Source organism: Nocardia sienata NBRC 100364 (genome assembly GCF_001613205.1).
GTDB classification, from domain to species: Bacteria; Actinomycetota; Actinomycetes; order Mycobacteriales; family Mycobacteriaceae; genus Nocardia; species Nocardia sienata.
Genome location: NZ_BDBX01000004.1, coordinates 108,999 through 124,135 on the forward strand (window position 1 = coordinate 108,999; position 15,137 = coordinate 124,135).

A 15,137-nucleotide genomic window follows, 5' to 3' on the forward strand; every position below is an offset into this window, starting at 1 on the left:
ATCAGAGATTCAGCCCGGTTCCGTGGATGCCGTGCTCGTCGATGAGGGCGAGCTCGTCGTCGGTGAGTTCCGGGAACTCGAGCGCCGCGAGATTGTGGTCGAGCTGGGCCGTGCTGCTCGCCCCGATCAGCGCCGAGGTGACCTCGGGCCGCCGCAGCACCCACTGCAGCGCGAGCTGGGCCAGCGACTGTCCCCGGGCCGCGGCGATCTTGTTGAGTTCGGCGGTACGCCGCCGATAGGTTTCGTCGATGGCATCCGGCGACAGGAAGGTGCTGTCGGCCGCCCGGGTGCCCTCGGGGATGCGCTCGAGGTACTTGTCGGTCAGCAACCCCTGCGCGAGCGGCGAATAGACGATGGCGCCGAACCCGTCGCGCCGCGCGGTGTCCAGCAGCCCGTTCTGTTCGGGACGGCGGTCGTAGATCGAATACCGGGCCTGATGGATGAGCAAGGGCACGCCCGCGGCCCGGAGCAGTTCGGCGGCCGCGTGGGCGCGGTCGGGCAGATAGTTGGAGATGCCGACATACAGCGCTTTACCCTGCTGGACCGCGCTGACCAGCGCACCCACCGTTTCCTCCAGCGGAGTCCCGAGGTCGGGGCTGTGGTGGTAGAAGATATCGACGTAATCGGTGCCCAGATCACGCAGACTGTGGTCCAGCGAGGTGAGCAGCGATTTCCGGGAGCCGCCCTTCAGATACGGGCTCGGGCCGATCGGGTTTCCGGCTTTGGTCGACAGGATGAGCTCGTCCCGGTAGGGCGCGAGATCCTTGGCGAGCACCCGGCCGAAGTTCTTCTGCGCCGCCCGATGCGGCGGACCGTAGCGATCGGCATTGTCGAAATGGGTGATACCCAGGTCGAAGGCGTGCAGGACGATCTCACGCTGGGTCGCGAAGGGGTAGTCGGTACCGAATTTCTGCCACAGTCCGAACGAGAACGCGGGCAGGTCGAGGCCGGAGTTGCCGCTGCGCCGGTACGGGACTTTCTCGTAACGCTGCTCGGCGGCGGTGTAGGTCAGGTCGTAGGGGCCATAGCTCATCCGGACAGTTGACCATCCGCGCGGCACCGGGTGCGACGGGTCCGCTCGGCCTGATCGAAATCGTGCGCCGGAACACCCGGACCGCCGGTCTCCCGGCGGCTCGTCACCGAGGTAGCGAACGGGAAGCCCGGACGCGCCTCCCCGGTCCGGTCAGCGCACCTCGCCGGGCTTCGCGCACCGCGCCGGCAGGTTCAGGCGACCCCGCCGTTCACATACAGGACCTGCCCGTTCACCCAGCGGGCCGGTCCGGCCAGGAAGGCCACCATTTCGGCGATATCGGCCGGTTCGCCCAGTCGTTCCAGCGGAGACATCCGGGCGAGCCGGTCGACGGTGTCCGCGTCCTTGCCGTCGAGGAACAGCGGCGTCGCGGTCGGGCCCGGGGCGACCACGTTCACAGTCACCTCGCGCCCCCGCAGCTCGCGCGCCAGAATGAGCGTCATCGCCTCGACCGCGCCCTTGGTGGCCGCATAGGCGGCATAGCCCGGCTGCTGGAGCCGAAGTACCGAGGTCGAGAAATTGATCAGCGCGCCACCGGGGTTCAGTGTGCGAGCGGCCAACTGCGACACGACGAAGGTGCCGCGGACATTGGTGCGGTGCATCCGGTCGAACGCGTCGAGCTCGAATTCGGTCACCGGGCCGAGCAGCATGATGCCCGCGGTATTGACCACCACGTCGAGCCCACCGAACCGTTCGGTGATCTCGGTGAACAGCTCCGCCATCCGGTCGGGATCGGCCACATCTCCGCCCAGCGCGACCGCGTTTCCGCCGCGGCCGGTGATGGCGGAGACGACGTCCTCGGCCCGGCCGGCGTTTCCGGCGTAGTGCACCACCACTGTCATCCCGGCGGCGGCGAGGCGCTCGCCCACGGCCCGTCCGATACCACCGGAACCCCCGGTGACCAGAGCGATGCGATCGGACGACGCGGCCACCCGGACCTCCTGGAGCGACACCGGCGGCGCCCCGGCGGCCCCGCACGAATTCCCTTGTCGATCTTCGCACCGGTCATCGCGAGCGGGCCGCGACACGCAGGCAGGCGCCGGTGACGTCCGAAGCGTGCGCGGGCGTGGCCCGTATCCGCCATCGTGGCCGGGTACGGACCACGGGTGCACACCGGGCACCGAGGCCTTGTCCGGGCCGGCCCGCGACCTTCGCTCATCGTCACTGTGCGACGCCCATGGGAGAAGGCCGCAGCGCCGGCCCGCGAACCGGTCCCGGGTTTCCGTTCGCGGAACTCCGCTACGGCTGTGTCGAGTCAGTGCAGCGGGAAGCCCTGTGCCGCCAGCGATTCGCGCAGCCGGTCGCGACCATTGAGCGCTTTCGCCGACCCCAGCCGGGCCAGGACCCGATCGATCCACGAATGCGCCAGGTCCTGTTCGGCGTAGAACTGCGCGATGCGCTGCTCGTAGTCGTCGATATCGACGAGCCGGGCGGGCGTGTAGGTCTCCTCGTGCAGTACCGCGGCCTGCGGCAGGCGCGGTTTGACCCGGGCGTTCTCCGCCGGATCGGGCCGGCCCACCACCAGACCGACCACCGCGAACACCCCGGACGGCAGTTCCAGTTCCGCGGCCACCTGCTCCGGATTGTTGCGGATCGCGCCGATGTAGACGGTGCCCAGCCCCAGCGATTCCGCCGCGACCAGCGCGTTCTGTGCTGCCAGCGCCGCGTCCAGGAACGCGACATAACTGGATTCCAGGTAGTCGGCCCCGTCCAGTGACGCGCCGCGCTCGGCGGCCAGACCGCGCAGCCGGGCCAGGTCGGCGGTCCACACCAGCAGCAACGGGGCCTGCCGGATCTGCTCCTGGTCACCGGCGAGCGCGGCAAGGCGGGCTTTGCGCTGCGGATCGCGGACCGCGACCACACTCCACACCTGCAGATTGGAGGAGGTGGGGGCGGACTGGGCGGCCGAGATCAGCAGCTCCAGCACGCCGTCCGGCAGCGGATCGGGCAGATAGCGGCGTACCGATCGGTGTTCGTGCAGCACCTGCAGTACCGGATTCCACTCGGCCGGGGCCGCCGGTGCGGGATCACGGTAGCGTTGTGCCACCACCTGGTCCGGAGACGGTGCGGTCTGGGTCATGCTGCCATCGTCGCCGCCGGGGCGCGCCCGGTCAGCGGTTGGCCGCAGCTCGAGCCGAAAACCCGGCCGCACCCGTGCACCCGTCGCTCAGGCCCCGGACAGATCCGCGGAGAGGTCCCTGGCCTCGACACCCTCCGGCAGCTGCACCTCTTCGATCAACTCCGGCCGATCGTCGTACTCGAGCCGCAGGGCCCGGCAGATCGTCGCGTGCATGTCGTAGAGCGCGGTGATGTAGGTGAGTTCGAGGATCTCCTGATCGCTCAGCGCCCCGCGCAGCACCTCGAATACCTCGTCGGGGACCCGGCCGCCGTCGTAGACCAGCCCGTCGGTGTAGGCCAGCACCGCCCGTTCGAGCGGGGAGAAGACATCGCTGATCTGCCAATGCGGTATGGCCGTGATCTTCTCCTCGGGCACCCCCAGCGAGCGCATCTGCTTACAGTGCTGGGAGAACACGAACTGACTGCCGCGGGCGAAACCGGCCCGGCTCTGACCGAGTTCGCGCAGGGCCGGGTCCAGCGTCGCGTTGCGGTAGACGGCGAAACCCCGGACCGCGTGCCGGAACACGTCGGGTGACTGGGCGAACACGGTCCACCAGTCACCGGGGGTGGCATGGACGGTGCCGTGGTCGACGGCCGGATCCTTGTCCGGCCCGAAGAGCCGGTCGTAATAGAACAGGATCCGCTCGTCGGTGACTTCGGCACGGGGTACTTCACGCAACCTGGGCACGGTGGCGCTCCTTTCGGCTCAGTGCGACGCGGGGACGCGGCGGTCGGCGGCGGTCTTCGGTTCGTGCGAGACATCGGCCTCGGTGAAGGTCCGTGTCCAGCAGGCGAATTCAAGCAGTACGCCGTCGGGGTCCTGGAAGTAGAACGAGCGCACGAAGGTGCCCGGGTGCACCTCTCGGGAGACCCCCGCGCGGCTGTCGTCGTGATTGAGCACGCGACTGACCTCGATGCCTTCCGCCCGCAACCGTTCGTAGTACTCGTCGAACTTCTCCGGGGGTACGGCGAAGGCGACGTGGTTCATCGAACCCACCGCGCTCACGAGTTCGCCGGCGTCGGGCAGGCCCTTGGGCGCCGCCACGCCCGGCGCGGCGTCGGGTGCGTCGGCGAGCCAGAAGAAGGCGAGCGTATTGCCGTTGCCGCAGTCGAAGAAGAAGTGCTGCCCCAGATCCCCGGGCAGTTCGATGGTCTTGATCAGCGGCATACCGAGTACACCCGTATAGAAATCGATGGTTCGGCGCATATCGGAGCACACCAGCGCCAGATGGTTGATCCCGCGTAGTTCGTACCTCGGGTCGGTGTCGTTCATCGCAATCCTTCCTATGGGCGACAATGTCGCGTGAGCGGCCGTTGCGCGGTCGCCGCAGGAGCAAAACATGACTTGACAGTCATGTCAGCTTCGGGAATAGTCTGTCCCGTGGCGAAGTCATCTGTCAACAGTTCCCCCGCCTCGGTCGACACCTTGACCCCGCGGGGACGCAAGACGCGTGACGCTCTGCTGGACGCGGCCCGCCGCGTCTTCGAGACGGTGGGATTCCTGGACGCACGGGTGGAACTGATCGCCCAGGAGGCCGGGGTCTCCTACGGCACCTTCTACCGGTACTTCGAATCGAAGGACGATGTCTTCGGAGAACTGAGCAACCGGCTCTTCGAGGATATGCACCGGCGCGAGCCCGCGGCGGCCGATCTCTCCCCCGCCGAACGGCTGATCGCCTCGAACCGGTCCTACTACCAGGCCTATCGGCGCAACGCGCCCATGATGGCGATCATCGAACAGGTCGCGACCTTCAACGAGGAGTTCCGCCGGCTCCGGCACGAGCACCGCCGCCAACTGATCGACCGCACGGCCCGCGCGATCGCCCGCTGGCAGTCCGACGGCCTGGTCCCCGCCGGCCTCGACCCCGAACTGGCCGCCCGCGCCATGTCCGCCATGGTGGACCACACCCTGTACCTGTGGCTGATCCAGGGCGAGGACGCCGACGAGGAGGCGCTGCTCGCGACCCTCGACCAGATGTGCGTCGGCGCCCTCCAGCTCGATCGCGCGCCCTGACGGGCGCAGACGCGTCGTACCGCACGAACCCGGCCTCCTGGTGGGATCTCCCCGTCCGACCCGACACCTCGTTCGCTACGACAGCTCCCACTCCCTGCCGTTTCGAGGAGGCAAGTATTAACTCTTCCCCACGGCTGAAGCCGGGGGATTTCCAGCTCGGACCGCACCACTGACCGCCCAGGAGGGAGGCCCGCAATGTCTTATGTCGTCAGCACTGGCACGGTCGAGTTCTACCGTGGCCGCCAGAATGACAGCGGCGGCGTTCCGGTCGCGGTCTGCGGTGTGCCCACAGTCTTCGCAACTGAAAATCCTTACCTGCAAGGCAAGCCGCTGCTTGGCTCTCGCTCCGCAGCCTGCGCAGGTCATGGTCGTGTACGCGGGCGGAACCTTCACCACCTTCCGCCCCGCCCGCGTGGCACGTTCGATCAGCTCTCGTTTCGCGGCACCGATCGCAGCGTCGGCTGCTTTCCGTGCCATCGTGGAACGGGCGAGGAACTTCGGCTCGAAGTCCTCGACTGCGATGGTCTGATGGCCGGCAACCACACGCCGCGCCCACTGCCGGGCCTCATGCGTGTTCTGCCGAGCGGCTTTCTTGTGCAGCCGGGCGGCCTGGAGTTTCGCCCGCTGGTAGCCCTTCGACGGGGCCTGTCCACGTGGACGCCGCCGCCGGGCCATCTTCCGCTGCGCGGTAGCCAGCTCAGCCGCACATCGACGTCGGTGCCCGAGGTAGGGCAGATCATAGGTGGAATCGGTGGTGGTCGCGGTCGTGCTCACACCCCAGTCGATACCGATCACCCCGACCACTTCCGGCAGCGGTTCACTCTCGCGGCGCACCACGAACGAGCAATACCAATATCCGAGACTGTCCCGATACACCCGCACCGAACTCGGTGCCGACGGCAACTCACGAGACCACACCACCGGGATCGAGACCTTACCCGCCAGACACAACCGCCCCTCTTTGATCGAGAAACCCCGGGTGGTGTATTCCAGCGACGGCAACGCCTTCTTCCGGGTCTTGACCACCGGCCTACCACGGCCTTTCACCCGGAACGAGTGAGCGAGCGCCTGCGCATAGGTGCGCAGCATTTGCTGCTGAACCACCTGCGAACCCGACCGCAACCAGGCATTACGGCCGCGTGCTTCAGTGAGCATTTTCGACAACCGAGAGAAGGTCGGTTTACTCCCGGCGCGCTGTTGGTGCACCGCTTCGTTCCACAGGAACCGGCAGCGATGCCACTCATCGATGAGCGTCCGCTCCGCGACCACGCCGGGACGCAGCCGATAGGTATAGCGAACAACTTCCCCCATGACCGGCAAAATACAGCATGGACGTATCCCATTCGAGTGCCAACGTCATCGGCGTCGAACACCACCATCGTCCCCCGCGACAACCACCACGTCGTGTCGTGCCCGAAATACCAGCGACCCGTCATCGGCGGACGCATTGAACAACACCCCGAGCAGCACATTCGCGAAGCCTGCGACGAACGAGATACACACGTCATCAAGCCGGAAACCATGCCGACCACATGCACCCACTCGTCCCATACGAGCCGCAGTTCGGGATCCACCGCCTGGTCAAACAGATCAAGGGCCGCTCTTCCCGCACCCTGCGAGCCGAGTCCCCCACCCTCGAGTCTCGCTTACCCACCCGGTGGACCAACTCGTACTTCGTCGCCACTGCCGGCGGCGCGACCTCGGAGGTAGTGAAACGCTATGTCGAGAACCAGAAGAACGCTCAACTCCGAATCCTCCCCACGGCTGAAGCCAGGGGTTTCCTCGGAGCTCTTTCGATGACAACGGATTCGCGACCCGGCACGGACGCGCCGCCGCGCGGCCCGCTCGAGGGCTATCGTGTCCTGGAACTGGGCACGCTCATCGCGGGGCCCTACTGCGGCCGGCTGCTCGGTGACCTCGGCGCGGACGTCATCAAGATCGAAGCGCCGGATCGGCCCGACCCGCTGCGCGAATGGGGTCAGGCCGAGGGCGGCCACCAGTATTTCTGGACGGTCCACGCCCGCAACAAGCGTTGTGTAGGTATCGACCTGCGGACCGACGCGGGCCGCGAGATCTTCCTCGACCTGGTTCGCACCGCCGATGTGGTGGTGGAAAGCTTCCGGCCGGGGACCTTGGAGCGCTGGGGACTCGGCTACGACGTACTGGCCGCGGTCTCCCCCGGACTGGTACTCGCCCGGGTGTCGGGCTACGGCCAGACCGGACCCTATGCCTCCCGGCCGGGCTACGCCTCGGTCGCCGAGGGCGTCAGCGGTCTGCGGCATCTCAACGGGTTTCCCGGCCAGGCCCCGCCCCGCATCGCCCTGTCGCTGGGCGACAGCCTCGCCGGAATGTTCGCCTTCCAGGGCGTCCTGGCCGCCCTGCTGGTGCGGGAACGCACCGGTCGCGGGCAGATCGTCGACGCGGCCCTCACCGAGGCATCCCTCGCGATCCAGGAATCCACGGTGCCCGATTACCACAAGACCGGGCATATCAGGCAGCCGTCGGGGACCCGGCTGGACCGGATCGCGCCGTCGAATCTGTACCGCGCCAAAGACGGTCTGTGGGTCATCATCGCGGCCAACCAGGACACCGTGTTCGGGCGGCTGGCGGCAGCCATGGGCCGGCCCGAACTCGCGACCGACCCGCGCTATGTCGACCACACCGCGCGCGGCCGCAATCAGGACGAACTGGACGAGATCATCGCCGCGTGGGCGGTGGAGTACACCGCCGCCGAACTCATCGACCTGCTCGCCGCGGCCGGTGTCGTGGCCGGACCGGTCAACACCGTCGCCGAGGTGATGGCAGACCCGCAGTTCCTCGCCCGCGACCTGTTCGTCGATCACCGTGATCCCTCGGTCGAGCCCGCCGACCCCGGATACGACCCGGTACCGGTGAAAGGTGTCGGCGTGGTACCCAAATTGAGCGAGACACCGGGCGGTGTGCGCTGGGGCGGGCCCGGCCGCCCGGGTACCCACACCGATGAGGTCCTGGGCGAAATCCTCGGCTACGCCGCGGACCGGCTCGGCGAACTGCGCGCACAGGGAACGATCGCATGACCGCCCCGGCCCAGGTCGATATCCGCGAGGTCGGGCCGCGCGACGGCCTGCAGATCGAGGCTCCCATCACCACCGAGGCCAAACTCGGACTGATCGCGGCCCTGGCGGCCACCGGGGTCGGCCGGATCGAGGTCACCTCGTTCGTATCCCCGCGCGCCATACCGGCGCTCGCCGACGCCGAACTGGTCGCCGCGCAGCTGCACCGCTGGCCGGACGTGACGTTCTCGGCTCTGGTCGCCGGACTCGGCGGGGTCCGGCGGGCGCTCGCCGCGGGCGTGACCCGGCTCGAGTACGTGGTCTCGGCCTCCGACGGTCACAGTGTCGCCAATGTCGGCCGGACCAGCGAGGAGTCGATCGCACTGATCGGCCCCGTCGCCGAGATGGTCCACCGCGCGGGCGGCGAGCTGGAGGTGATCATCGCGATCGCCTTCGACTGCCCCTTCGACGGACCCACCCCGCCGCACCGGGTCGCCGAGATCGCGGCGCGCGCCCGGGCGGCCGGCGCCGACAGTCTCTCCGTCGCCGACACCGTCGGCACGGCCACCCCGCGCCGGACCGCCGAGATCGTCGACCTCGTCCACGCCGCGGTCCCCGGCGTGGAGATCGGACTGCATCTGCACAACACCCGGGGGCAGGGCCTGGCGAACGCGTGGTCGGGTTATCTGCACGGTGTCCGCCGATTCGACGCCGCGGCAGGCGGTTTCGGCGGTTGTCCCTTCGCGCCGGGCGCCGGCGGCAATATCGCCACCGAGGAACTGGTCTACCTGTTCGAGGACAGCGGAATCGCCACCGGCATCGACCTGCCCGCGACCCTCGCCGCCGCGGCCCTGGCCGCCGAACTGCTCGGCCGGGCCGCCGACAGCAATCTGCTCCGCGCCGGTGGGCGCCTGCACCCCTCGTCCACGCCCGGACGCCGAACATCGCCGGAGGCCGTGCCACCGGCCGTGCCGAAAGAAGAGGACATCCGATGAACGACCTGGCCGACCGTTTCTTCGCCGCCGTCAGCGCGGGCGATGAAGCGACCCTGACCGAGCTGTACACTCCCGACGCCCGGATCTGGCACAACGACAAGGGCACCGAGGAGACCGTCACCGAGAATCTGCGGGTCCTGCGCTGGCTCTCGCGCACCCTCGTGCATATGCGCTACGAGGACATCCGCCGGTACCCGCTGCCCACCGGCTTCGCCCAGCAACACGTGCTGCGCGGCGAACTCCCCGGACACGGTCCGCTCGAGGTGGCGGCATGCCTGTTCGTCGAGGTCCGTGACGGGCGCATCGCCCGCATCGACGAATACGTCGATTCGGCGGCGACCCTGCCGCTGCGCGAGTTCACCACCGGCCGGAAGGGATGACGACGATGGACACCCGGCTCACCGAACTCACCGCGCGGATGCGCGGATTCATCGACGACGAGGTCATCCCCCGGGAACCGGTACTCGCCCGCGACGACGACAGCGCCGGGCAGGCGCTCGCCGGTCTGCGCGCACGAGCGAAGGAACTCGGTATCTGGGCACTCGGCCATCCCGCCGAGGTGGGCGGCGGCGGTCTGCCGTTCCTCGATTTCGTCTACCTCAACGAGATCATCGGCCGCTCCGAGTTCGGGCAGCTGGCGGTCGGCTCGGTCACGATGCAGGACACGATCATGCTCCATCTGCACGGCACCGAGAAGCAGCGCCGGCGCTGGATCCCCGGACTGGTGTCCGGGGATATCCTGCCCTCGGTCGGGCTCACCGAGCCCGAGGTCGCGGGCTCGGACCCGACGCTGATCGAGACCCGCGCCGTAGCCGACGGCGACAGCTGGGTGATCAACGGGCACAAATGGTTCACCACCGGCGCGGAGCAGGCGGCGTTCTGCACCGTGTTCGCCCGCACCGAACCCGACAGCGAGCCCCGGCACGCCCGGATCAGCGCGATCATCGTGCCGATCGATACGCCGGGTTTCGAGATCGTACGCTCGATCCCGACGATGGGGCACGACCCCAGCGATCACTACGAGGTCCGTCTCACCGACGTCCGCGTCCCCCTGGAAAATCTGCTGGGCGAGCGCGGTAAGGGCTTCGCGGTGGCCCAGGACCGGCTCGGTGCCGGCCGGATCTTCCACGGTATGCGCTGGCTCGGCCAGGCCCAGCGCGCCTACGAACTGATGTGCGCCCGGGCCAACACCCGCTTCGCGCACGGGTCGCTGCTCGCGGAGAAGGGCGAGATCCACCGCTATATCGCCGAATCCGCCGCCCAGATCCACGCCGCGCGACTCATGACCCTCGACGCCGCGCGGGCGATGGATGCCGGCGAGGACCATCGCGTACGTGTCGGACTGGTGAAGTTCTGGGGCGCCCGGATGCTGCACGATGTCATCGATCGCGCCATCCAGGTACACGGCGCGCTCGGCCTCACCGCCGATACTCCGCTGGAGCGGATGTACCGGCAGGCGCGGTACGCGCGCGTCTACGACGGCCCCGACGAGGTCCACCGGATGTCCACCGCGCGGCGCCTGCTGCGCGACCCCGGGGCCGCACCGTGGCTGTGACGACGCCACCGGCCACCCTCGCCGAGGGGCTACGTGCCGTCCTCGCCGCCGCCACCGGCACCGAACTCACCGCCACCGAGGTGCGCCGGCTCACCGGTGGCGCCAGCCGCGAGATCTATGCGGTGCGCGCCACCGACCACACCGGCCACGAGACCACCGCGGTGCTGCGCCGGGATCCGCCCGGCCGGGGTCAGGCCGACCGGATGCGCGCCGAAGTGGCGTGTCTGCGCGCCGCGGCGGCGGCCGGGGTGCCGGTCCCCGAGGTACTCGCCTCCGGGGACACCGCGCCCGGTATCGACGTCCCGTATCTGGTGATGAACACCGTCCCCGGCGAGTCGATCCCGCGCAAGCTGCAGCGTGATCCCGACTTCGCCGCTGTCCGTATGCATCTCGCCGAGGATTTCGGTTACGTCCTGGGGCTGGTCCATCGCACACCGGTGACGGCACTCACCATGCTGGACGACCGCGACCCGCTCGACGCCATCGAAAAAACCTATCGCGACCTGGCCGAACCCCGGCCCGTGGTGGAGATCGGCCTGCGCTGGCTGCGGGACAACCGGCCACCCGATCGGGCGGCCGGGCTCGTGCACGGCGATTTCCGGCTCGGCAACCTGCTGATCGACGGCGACGGTATCCGGGGCGTACTCGACTGGGAATTGGCCCATCTCGGCAACCCGATCGAGGATCTGGGCTGGCTCTGCGTTCGCGCCTGGCGTTTCGGTGCGGCGGCACCGGTGGGCGGGCTCGGCACCAGAGATCAGCTCCTGGACGGCTATCAGCGCGCCACCGGTGACCGGCCGTCGATGGCCGAACTGCACTGGTGGGAAGTTTTCGGCACACTGAAATGGCTGGTGTTGAGCCGGTTCCAGGCCGAACGCCATCTCGGCGGCGCCGAACATTCGCTCGAACTGGCCGCCATCGGGCGCCGGGTCTGCGAATCGGAGTACGATCTGCTCGACGTTCTCGGCCTGCTCGACGCCGTCCCCGGCGACAGCGCACCGCAGGCCCCGGCGCCCACGGCTCACGATCGACCGGATCTCACCGAGATCCTCGATCTCGTTACGGAAACACTCACCGGGGAGATCGGCCCGGCCCTGCCGGAGGACGCCACCGCCCAACGCTATCTGCTGCGTATCTGCGCTTCGCTGCTGCAGATCGGCGGCCGGGAACTACGAGCCGGTGCCGGGCCCACGGATCGGGTGCACGAGATGCTGCGCACCCTGGACTGTCCCTCCGAGGCGGTGCTGGCCGAACGGCTCCGTTCGGGCGCTCTCACGGTGGCGGACCCACGGGTCCGCGACACCGTGAACGCCGCGGTCGAGGCGAGGCTGCGGGTGTCGAACCCGCGCCGGCTCGGCTGACCCGACCCCGCTCACGCCGCCGGGAGCCCGATACCAGGGGCCCCCGGCGGCGCATTGTCGTACCGGCACATCGCGCATCTCACGTCGAAGGACCCGGTGACGGCTGTACAGCCGTCATCGGGTCCTTCGTCTGTCCCGTGCACCGGATCACCCGTGCAGCGAGGCCGGCCGGGCGGTGTGTCCACCCGGCCGGCCCCGTTCCCTCATCCCTCGGGTGAGAACCGCTCGCGCAGCTCTCGTTTGAGGATCTTGCCGGTCACATTCTTCGGAAGCGCGTCCACGAACTCGACGCGCCGCGGCACCTGGAAACCGGCGAGGTGCTCCCGGCAGCCGGCGATGATGTCGGCGGCCGCCACGGTCACTCCGGCCCGCGGCACCACGACCGCGCAGACCACCTCGCCCCACGTCTCGTCGGGTACCCCGATCGCGGCGGCCTCGGCGACCGCGGAATGCCGGTAGAGTGCCTGCTCCACGGTGAGCGAGGCGACGTTCTCGCCACCGCTGATGATGAGGTCCTTCTTCCGGTCGACGATGTAGACGAAACCCTCGTCGTCCTGGCGGACCAGATCCCCGGTGCGGAACCAGCCGTCGGTGAACGCGGCCTCCGTCGCCTGCGGATCGTTCCAGTAACCGACCGTCACCTGATCGGCCCGCACGACCATCTCACCGATCTCGCCGCGCGCGACATCGGCGAATTCGTCGTCGACGACCCGGATATCGGCCAGCCGCATCGGTTTACCCGCCGACATCAGCAGGCCCGTTTCGCCGGCGGCCGCCCGGCGATGCGCCGCGGCATCCAGATGCAGCACATTGCCCGCGAGTTCGGTCATACCCATGCCCTGGTAGAAGTCGCAGCCGAACCGCTGCAACCCCTCCCGCAGCACCGCGGCCGGAATCGCCGCGGAGCCGTAACCGACCGCCTGCAATGTGGTCAGCGCGCTGGTGTCCAGCGCGGGGTCGCGGAGCAGGAAGCTGATCATCGTCGGTGCCAAACCGGTTTGGGTGACCTGCCATTCGTCCACCAACCGGAGGAAGGTGGCGTTGTCGTAGGTCCGGAGGAACCCGACGGTGGCGCCCAGCAGATGGTTGACCAGCGTGACGTATCCGCCGACATGGCACAGCGGGAAGCAGAACAGGAACACCGTGTCCTCGGGCAGGTCCCACTGCAGGGCCGACGAAGTGACCCCGGCGAGCAGGTTGCGATGACTGAGCATCACGCCCTTCGGGGTGCCGGTGGTCCCGCTGGTGTACACCAGCCAGGCGGTATCGTCGGCCGCCGGACGTACCGGCGGCTCCACGGCCGCCGCCCCGCCCACGAATTCCTCCCACGGCGTGGCCGTTTCGACGGGACCGCCGATCGAGACGACGGTGTGCACGCTGGGGATCTCTTCCCGGATCCGGGCCACCAGGTCGGCGAATTCCGCGGCGACGATCAGCACCGTGGCGCCCGAGTGCCGCAGCAGTGCCGCCACCTGATCCGGATGGGACCGGAAGTTCAGAATGGTCAGCGCCATACCGGCCATCGGCACGCCGTAGTAGCAGTCGAAGTACTCCGTGCAGTTGGCGGAGAGGATGGCGACCCGGTCACCGGGCGCGGCCACACCCAGCAGGGCGTTGGCGAGCCTGCGGCTGCGATCGCGCAGGTCCCGGTAGTCGATCTGTTGGTCTTCGAACCGCAACGCGATACGGTCCGGATGTTTACGTGCGCCGTATTCGACGATGTCACCGACCAGCACGGGTGCTGCTCCCTTCCCACCGCGGCATCGCGATCGTGTCCATACCCGTCCTCATCTGATCGCCAGCGGATTGATCGGCGAGCCGATGCCACGTGTGAACTGCAAGGGTGGGCCGGCATAGAAGAAGTCGTAGCGGCCGTCGGCGGCACACGCCTCGGACAGGTCCTCGAAGTCGAGCATCTCGGCGAGGGTCAGGCCCATATCCCGGATGAGCACCATATGCAGTTCGAACGCCGACCCCGGATTCTCGCCGGGCATCACCTCGACGGCCCAGTTGTCCGACCCGACCACTGCCACATCGCGCTCCCGCAGCCAGGTCGCACAGTTCAGACTCAGTCCCGGCTCTCCCGCCATGAACCCGGCGGCATCGCCGTCGGACAGGAACTTCTTGCGCCAGCCCGTCCGGATCAGCAGGATATCGCCCGCGCCGATCGTGACCCCCTGGGCCGCGGCGACCTCGTCGAGTTCGTCGGGGCCGATCGCGGTGCCCGCCTCGAGCCAGTCCACGCCGCAGGCCTTCGCGATATCGAGCAGGACACCGCGCCCGGCGATGCCGCCCGCCTGGGTGTGGATACCGCATTTGGCGGCGCCTTTGACCGAGACGCCGTCCCCGGCGAAGCCGTTGTAGAGCTGGTCGTCGTAGTGCACGTGGGCGAGCGAATCGTATTGCGAGCCTGCCTGCAGCGGCATGAAGACGTAATCGTCGGCCCATTTGAATCCGCCGGGAAGCACCTGCTCCTGACCGTTCTCGGACATGAGCCGGATGGGGTTGATACGCAGGCCGCCCGGCTGCGGACCGTCACCGTCGAGGGGGATCCCCAGAGGGAAGACCTCGCCGGTCCGGATCAGGCCGGCCGCGGCGGCAACCCGCTGCGGCGTGATGAGATTCGTGGTCCCCCGCTCGTCGTCGCTCCCCCAGCGACCCCAGTTGCTCACTTCTCGCCCGAGCGCGCGCATATCGGGAACTGCAGGCACCGATGCCTCCTGACTCACTGATAATGACGTGACAGTCATGTCAACTTCCGTGGCAAGTGTGATTGCTGACACGCCCCCTGTCAAGAGTCCGCTGTCGCCAGGTCAGCGCCGGACCGGGTGACGACCAGTGCCGCGGCGTCGGAGGTGGGGGTCCTCGGTGCCGTGACACATTGCCGTCCTCGCCGGGGCGTAGCCCCCGGCGGCATGCCCCGCCGGTCGTGCCGTACACAAAACACCCGCCGGGAGGCGATCCGGTCACCTCCCGGCGGGTGCGAAGATATGCGACCCCAGCCGGACCGAATTCGGCGAGAGGGGAGCCAC

14 protein-coding genes and 1 pseudogene are annotated in these 15,137 nt (G+C 68.6%); 7 read left to right on the plus strand and 8 right to left on the minus strand.

Features of this window, described 5'->3' with window-relative positions; all coding sequences use genetic code 11:
* Position 1: 1 nt before the first annotated feature.
* From NS4_RS03490 to NS4_RS03510, 5 genes are all read right to left on the minus strand, one after another.
* Entirely contained in the window at positions 2-1,033 is a 1,032-nt protein-coding gene (locus NS4_RS03490; RefSeq protein ID WP_063058014.1) for an aldo/keto reductase, read from the minus strand.
* Positions 1,034-1,224: 191 nt separating this feature from the next.
* The gene (locus NS4_RS03495) at positions 1,225-1,962 is read right to left on the minus strand and encodes an SDR family oxidoreductase (RefSeq protein WP_084486823.1); all 738 of its coding nucleotides are present in this window, start codon (positions 1,960-1,962) and stop codon (positions 1,225-1,227) included.
* Between the two features lie 323 nt (positions 1,963-2,285).
* A complete protein-coding gene (locus NS4_RS03500; protein WP_063058015.1) occupies positions 2,286-3,110 on the minus strand; it encodes an NADPH-dependent oxidoreductase in 825 nt (274 codons plus the stop codon).
* 87 nt (positions 3,111-3,197) lie between these two features.
* On the minus strand, positions 3,198-3,836 hold the full coding sequence (locus NS4_RS03505; RefSeq protein ID WP_063058016.1) for a carboxymuconolactone decarboxylase family protein: 639 nt from the start codon (positions 3,834-3,836) through the stop codon (positions 3,198-3,200).
* A gap of 18 nt (positions 3,837-3,854) precedes the next feature.
* Complete coding sequence (locus NS4_RS03510) at positions 3,855-4,421, minus strand: VOC family protein (protein WP_063058017.1); 567 nt, start codon at positions 4,419-4,421, stop codon at positions 3,855-3,857.
* Positions 4,422-4,529: 108 nt separating this feature from the next.
* Here NS4_RS03510 and NS4_RS03515 point away from each other — a divergent pair, with 108 nt between their 5' ends.
* On the plus strand, positions 4,530-5,162 hold the full coding sequence (locus NS4_RS03515) for a TetR/AcrR family transcriptional regulator (RefSeq protein WP_063058018.1): 633 nt from the start codon (positions 4,530-4,532) through the stop codon (positions 5,160-5,162).
* A gap of 117 nt (positions 5,163-5,279) precedes the next feature.
* Here the strand turns inward: NS4_RS03515 and NS4_RS31240 are convergent, their stop codons facing one another.
* On the minus strand, positions 5,280-6,473 hold the full coding sequence (locus NS4_RS31240) for an RNA-guided endonuclease InsQ/TnpB family protein (protein ID WP_084486635.1): 1,194 nt from the start codon (positions 6,471-6,473) through the stop codon (positions 5,280-5,282).
* A gap of 36 nt (positions 6,474-6,509) precedes the next feature.
* Between NS4_RS31240 and tnpA the strand changes: the two are divergent.
* The 6 genes and pseudogenes from tnpA to NS4_RS03550 form a co-directional block, all read left to right on the plus strand.
* A pseudogene (gene tnpA / locus NS4_RS31245) lies at positions 6,510-6,904 on the plus strand (IS200/IS605 family transposase); the annotation flags it as partial.
* Positions 6,905-6,958: 54 nt separating this feature from the next.
* The gene (locus NS4_RS03530; RefSeq protein WP_063058377.1) at positions 6,959-8,218 is read left to right on the plus strand and encodes a CaiB/BaiF CoA transferase family protein; all 1,260 of its coding nucleotides are present in this window, start codon (positions 6,959-6,961) and stop codon (positions 8,216-8,218) included.
* Positions 8,215-9,189 carry a hydroxymethylglutaryl-CoA lyase gene (locus tag NS4_RS03535; protein WP_084486638.1) on the plus strand — a complete coding sequence of 325 codons (975 nt, stop codon included), beginning with the start codon at positions 8,215-8,217 and terminating at the stop codon, positions 9,187-9,189. The genes NS4_RS03530 and NS4_RS03535 overlap by 4 nt, the downstream gene beginning before the upstream one ends.
* Entirely contained in the window at positions 9,186-9,569 is a 384-nt protein-coding gene (locus NS4_RS03540) for a nuclear transport factor 2 family protein (RefSeq protein ID WP_063058020.1), read from the plus strand. Before NS4_RS03535 ends, NS4_RS03540 begins: the two co-directional genes overlap by 4 nt.
* On the plus strand, positions 9,566-10,744 hold the full coding sequence (locus tag NS4_RS03545) for an acyl-CoA dehydrogenase family protein (RefSeq protein WP_063058021.1): 1,179 nt from the start codon (positions 9,566-9,568) through the stop codon (positions 10,742-10,744). Before NS4_RS03540 ends, NS4_RS03545 begins: the two co-directional genes overlap by 4 nt.
* Positions 10,741-12,105 carry a phosphotransferase family protein gene (locus NS4_RS03550; protein WP_063058022.1) on the plus strand — a complete coding sequence of 455 codons (1,365 nt, stop codon included), beginning with the start codon at positions 10,741-10,743 and terminating at the stop codon, positions 12,103-12,105. The genes NS4_RS03545 and NS4_RS03550 overlap by 4 nt, the downstream gene beginning before the upstream one ends.
* 203 nt (positions 12,106-12,308) lie before the next feature.
* Here the strand turns inward: NS4_RS03550 and NS4_RS03555 are convergent, their stop codons facing one another.
* On the minus strand, positions 12,309-13,841 hold the full coding sequence (locus tag NS4_RS03555; RefSeq protein WP_063058023.1) for a long-chain-fatty-acid--CoA ligase: 1,533 nt from the start codon (positions 13,839-13,841) through the stop codon (positions 12,309-12,311).
* Positions 13,842-13,892: 51 nt separating this feature from the next.
* Positions 13,893-14,798 carry a cyclase family protein gene (locus NS4_RS03560; RefSeq protein WP_063058024.1) on the minus strand — a complete coding sequence of 302 codons (906 nt, stop codon included), beginning with the start codon at positions 14,796-14,798 and terminating at the stop codon, positions 13,893-13,895.
* Positions 14,799-15,137: the final 339 nt, after the last annotated feature.